Genomic DNA, 4,879 nt, shown 5'->3' with positions numbered 1-4,879 from the left:
CCCGGCGGCACGCCACTGTGCCGCCGGGGCGTTCGTTTATCACAGACACAGGCGTATAACGGCACAAGACGCTCAAAGTCTTGTGTGATGGGATGTCCAGGCATCGTATGCCTGGGATACGGGAGCCGCGGTCGCGGGCCGCGTCCGCGGGGCTACCCGAACTGACGTTTCCTCAGGAGGACAAGTGGGACGACTCTTCGGCACGGACGGCGTGCGCGGTGTCGCCAACGCGGATCTGACGGCCGAGATGGCGCTCGGTCTGTCCGTCGCGGCGGCCCACGTGCTGGCCGAGGCGGGCACCTTCGCCGGCCACCGGCCGACGGCGGTGGTCGGGCGGGACCCGCGCGCGTCCGGAGAGTTCCTGGAGGCCGCAGTGGTCGCCGGCCTCGCCAGCGCGGGTGTGGACGTCCTGCGGGTCGGCGTGCTGCCGACGCCGGCGGTGGCGTATCTGACCGGGGCGCTGGGGGCCGACCTGGGTGTCATGCTCTCCGCCAGCCACAACGCCATGCCGGACAACGGCGTCAAGTTCTTCGCGCGCGGTGGGCACAAGCTGCCGGACGACCTCGAGGACCGGATCGAGTCCGTCTACGAGGAGCACCGGCGCGGTGAGCCCTGGCAGCGGCCGACCGGGTCCGGCGTCGGACGGGTGCGCGACTACGAGGAGGGGTTCGACCAGTACGTCGGCCACCTCGTCGCCGCGCTGCCGAACCGGCTGGACGGGCTGAAGATCGTCCTGGACGAGGCGCACGGGGCGGCGGCCCGGGTGTCGCCGGAGGCCTTCACGCGGGCCGGTGCCGAGATCGTCACGATCGGGGCCGAACCGAACGGGCTGAACATCAACGACGGGTGCGGGTCGACGCACCTGGGACAGCTGAAGGCCGCGGTGCTCGAGCACGGGGCCGACTTCGGTGTCGCGCACGACGGTGACGCGGACCGGTGCCTCGCCGTGGACCACACCGGTGAGGAGGTGGACGGCGACCAGATCCTGGCCGTGCTCGCGCTGGCGATGCGGGAGCGTTCCGCACTGCGCTCCGGCACCGTTGTCGCGACCGTGATGTCGAATCTGGGTTTCAAGCTGGCCATGGAGCGCGAGGGCATCCAGCTGGTGCAGACGGCGGTGGGCGACCGGTATGTGCTGGAGGAGATGAAGGAGCACGACTACGCCCTCGGCGGTGAGCAGTCCGGGCACGTGATCATCCTCGACCACGCGACGACCGGGGACGGCACGCTCACGGGGCTGCTGCTGGCGGCGCGGGTCGCCGAGAGCGGGCGCTCGCTGCGGGAGCTGGCCGGTGTGATGGAGCGGTTGCCGCAGGTCCTGATCAACGTGCCGGACGTCGACAAGTCGCGGGTGCGTACGTCCGCGGATCTGGCGGCGGCCGTCGGCGAGGCGGAGCGGGAGCTGGGGGCCACCGGGCGGGTGCTGCTGAGGCCGTCCGGGACGGAACCGCTGGTGCGGGTGATGGTCGAGGCGGCGGACATCGATCAGGCTCGGTCCGTGGCGGGGCGGTTGGCCGATGCGGTGAAGTCGGCGCTGGGGTGATCGCCGGGTAGGTGGGGGGCCGGTGCCGTGGCCGGCGGGCCGCGGGTCCGCCTCGGCTGGTCGCGCGGTTCCCGCGCCCCTGAGGGGGACGCCCTAACCGGCGTTCCTGTACTCGGCTCGTTGTCTGGCCCAGAACCACTTCTGGGCCAGCAACGTGAGGGTGCCGGCGACGATGATGCCGAGCAGGTTGAGCAGGAGCTGCTCGGTGGAGCCGACCGTCTGCTTGGTGTCGCCGTAGCTGAGGGCGACCGCCGCGTTGGCGGCGGCCGGAATCGTGGTCACCGAGATGGCGACACCCACCAGGGCGCCCGACTTCGAGGACGTCAGCGAGAGAGTGCCCGCGATGCCGGCCAGGACCGCCACGACGAAGGAGAAGGCGTCGGGGGCGTAGACGAAGCCGGTCTGCGGGCGGTCGGCCTCCAGTTGTGCCTCGGTGAACAGGCCCAGCGCGTCCATCAGGAGACTGAAGAGCACGGTCACCGCCATCGCCGCCGCGAAGCCCACCAGCAGCGCGATCACTGAGCGCAGGGCCAGGCGGGGGCGGCGCCGCACCACCGAGGTGGAGATGCCCGCCAGCGGGCCGAACTCCGGACCCACCGCCATCGCGCCCACGATCAGGATCGCGTTGTCGAGGACGACACCGCAGGCCGCGATCATCGTGGCCAGCGTGATGAACGCGAGGTAGGTGATCGAGAGGGTCGACTCCTCGTGGGTCGCGTCGGTCAGGTGCTCCCAGAGCACCGCGTCCGCGGCCTCGCCGGGGGCGTCCTTCTCGGCCTGGTCGGCGCGCTTGGACAGCGACAGGTCGACGTCCTCGACGGCGATCGACCCGGTGTCCTCGATACCCAGTTCCTGGAGCCTGTCGAGCAGTTCGTCGCCCGCCTCGCGGGCCACGTCGCATGTCACCACGTCTCCGGCCGGGTTGCGGGCGGCGCCCGCCATCACGCACAGGTGCGTGGTGCCGACCGTTTCCTCGATGACGCGGACAACGGCGTCGGTGCTGTCGGACGGCGTGATGACCCGGAGATGCAGCATGACGCCTTTCTAACAGGCTCGGGTCACAGCTTGCGCAGACTCAGGCGGCGGACCTTGTGGTCCGGGCCCTTGCGGAGGATCAGGGTGGCGCGGCCGCGGGTGGGGGCGATGTTCTCCACCAGGTTGGGCTTGTTGATGGTCCGCCAGAGGGTGCGGGCGTAGTCGACGGCTTCTTCCTCGGTGACCTGGGTGTACTTGCGGAAGTAGGAGTCCGACTTCTGGAAGGCCGTGTGACGGAGCTTCTTGAAGCGGTTGAGGTACCAGGTCTCGATGTCCTCGGCGCTCGCGTCGACGTAGACGCTGAAGTCGAAGTAGTCGGCGAGGCCGACGCGGGTGCGGCCGTCCTTGCCGGGGAGGGCGGGCTGGAGGACGTTCAGGCCCTCGACGATCAGGATGTCGGGACGGCGGACGACGAGCCGCTCGCCGGGGACGATGTCGTAGATGAGGTGGGAGTAGACGGGTGCGGTGACCTCGTCCTTGCCCGCCTTGATGTCGGCGACGAAGCGGGTCAGGGCGCGGCGGTCGTACGACTCGGGGAAGCCCTTGCGGGACATCAGGCCGCGGGCTTCCAGTTCCTTGGTGGGGAGCAGGAATCCGTCGGTCGTGACCAGCTCGACGCGTGGGTGCTCGGGCCAGCGGGAGAGCAGGGCCTGGAGCAGGCGGGCGACGGTGGACTTGCCGACGGCCACCGAGCCGGCGACGCCTATGACGAAGGGGGTGCCGGACTGGGAGCCCTGCTCACCGAGGAACGTGTTGAGCGCGCCTCTGAGGCCGTCGGTGGCGCCGACGTAGAGATTGAGCAGACGGGAGAGCGGGAGGTAGATGTCCCGCACCTCGTCGAGGTCGATGACGTCGCCGAGGCCGCGCAGCTTCTCGACTTCCTCCGCCGTCAGGGGCAGCGGGGTCTTGTCGCGCAGCGCGCTCCACTCGGCACGGGTGAGGTCGACGTAGGGAGTCGCCTCCGGCCGGGGCCGGTGGGCGCTCCGCGTCGGGGAGACCGGAGAGATCACAGTCCATTGTTACGGGAGTGTGGACGGAGGGGGGCGTGGGATGCGTCACGCGGGGGAGTTCGCGGGAGACCGGTCGCCGCACGCCGCAACCGGTTGATCACCGGCGTGGGCGCCGGGGACAGCAGCAACCGCGGCGTCCTGCCTGAGCGTGGGCGCCCGAGTGCTCGGGGTTCGAGCTCAAGCACGGGCCGATCGCCGATCGAGCTGGGACTGACGGCCCGGTCAGGGCTTCTCGGCCCTCTGCTACTGGACGAGGTGCTCGATCCCGTCGACGTGGTACTCGCCGTATCCGAACCGTTCACCGATGGCCCGGTATCGCTCGTACTGCTCCGGCGTCACCGGCACGGACAGCACCGCCAGGAGCCGGAGCAACAGCCGGAATCCGAGGTCGGGATCGACCTGGCGGACCACCTGTTCCAGCGCGGCCATGGCCTCCGTGGCCGGGACCGGCTGGCAATGGGGGCTGATGGACCTCTCCGCCATCGCAGGCGCCGTCCCACGGAGTTCCCGCAGCACCGTGTCGGCCGACTCCGTAGGCGTCGCCGGCGATACCACGGGGATGTAGGTGGGGGCGACCGTCCTCAGCCGCTCCTCGCACACCTCCGTGATCAGCCGCAGCCAGTCGCGCCCGTCGATACGCAGGGCCGCGTCCGAGACCGCGACCCACAGCGTCGTGAGCGTGTCGTCGGGCAGGGGGGAGTGCAGCAGGCGCAGTGCGTCCTCCAGGAGGAGGGCCGCCGCCGAGCCCGGGGACTGCCCGGGTTCGTCCACGTCGGCCACACGACGGATCTCCCTCAGGGCACTGTCGGCACGCCAGTCCTGGTGGGCGTTGCCGGCGAGACCGGAGAGACCGAAGTCCCACGCTGTGTCCCGGTGCGTGGTGTCGATGGGCGGCCAGTCGACGTCGAGGCCGTCGCGGACGACCGCGACCGGGTACCCGAGCCGCTCGCCGAGTTGGCGGAACCTGTCGTAGCGCTCCTTCGAGACCCGTACGGAGTGAGCCTTCAGGGCCCGCAGGAAGAGGCGGTATCCCAGGTCGGCATCGGTTTGCCCGGCCACCTGCAACAGGGCCGGAGCAAGGTCCCGCAGTGCTGCGGCGCCGGTCAGTTCGACGGCAAGAGCCCGGATCTCCGCCACCACCTCCCCGCACAGGTCCTTGTCCCGCACGGGACGGACCGGCGGCGGGGTGTAGGAGTTCTTGTTCTGGCGGAGACGGTTCGTGGCCAGGTCCGAGATCGCGCGCAGCCAGGTGTGCATGTTCATGCCGTGGTCGGCCGGATCGAAAATCCGG

Annotated in this window: 4 protein-coding genes; 1 reads left to right on the top strand and 3 read right to left on the bottom strand. The window is 70.5% G+C overall.

What is annotated here, in order from left to right; genetic code table 11:
* The first annotated feature begins 184 nt into the window (after positions 1–184).
* On the top strand, positions 185–1,543 hold the full coding sequence (glmM, locus tag AB0O67_RS36600; protein ID WP_365460192.1) for a phosphoglucosamine mutase: 1,359 nt from the start codon (positions 185–187) through the stop codon (positions 1,541–1,543).
* A gap of 93 nt (positions 1,544–1,636) precedes the next feature.
* Here glmM and AB0O67_RS36595 read toward each other — a convergent pair whose 3' ends face one another.
* The 3 genes from AB0O67_RS36595 to AB0O67_RS36585 all read right to left on the bottom strand — a co-directional run.
* Complete coding sequence (locus AB0O67_RS36595; RefSeq protein ID WP_365460189.1) at positions 1,637–2,578, bottom strand: DUF389 domain-containing protein; 942 nt, start codon at positions 2,576–2,578, stop codon at positions 1,637–1,639.
* A 23-nt stretch (positions 2,579–2,601) separates the two neighbouring features.
* Positions 2,602–3,588 carry a type I pantothenate kinase gene (gene coaA / locus AB0O67_RS36590; protein ID WP_365460186.1) on the bottom strand — a complete coding sequence of 329 codons (987 nt, stop codon included), beginning with the start codon at positions 3,586–3,588 and terminating at the stop codon, positions 2,602–2,604.
* A 243-nt stretch (positions 3,589–3,831) separates the two neighbouring features.
* On the bottom strand, positions 3,832–4,879 hold a 1,048-nt coding region (locus tag AB0O67_RS36585), incomplete at its 5' end, for a hypothetical protein (protein ID WP_365460183.1).

Origin of the sequence: Streptomyces sp. NPDC086077, assembly GCF_040686175.1 — a bacterium.
Lineage (GTDB): Bacteria > Actinomycetota > Actinomycetes > Streptomycetales > Streptomycetaceae > Streptomyces.
The sequence above is the reverse complement of the archived record's forward strand: the minus strand, read 5'-3'. Positions and strand labels throughout refer to the sequence as shown.

Coding starts and splice junctions, on each gene's coding strand:
- AB0O67_RS36595 (WP_365460189.1), bottom strand. CDS start 2,578: ATGCTGCATCTCCGGGTCATCACGCCGTCCGACAGCACCGACGCCGTT.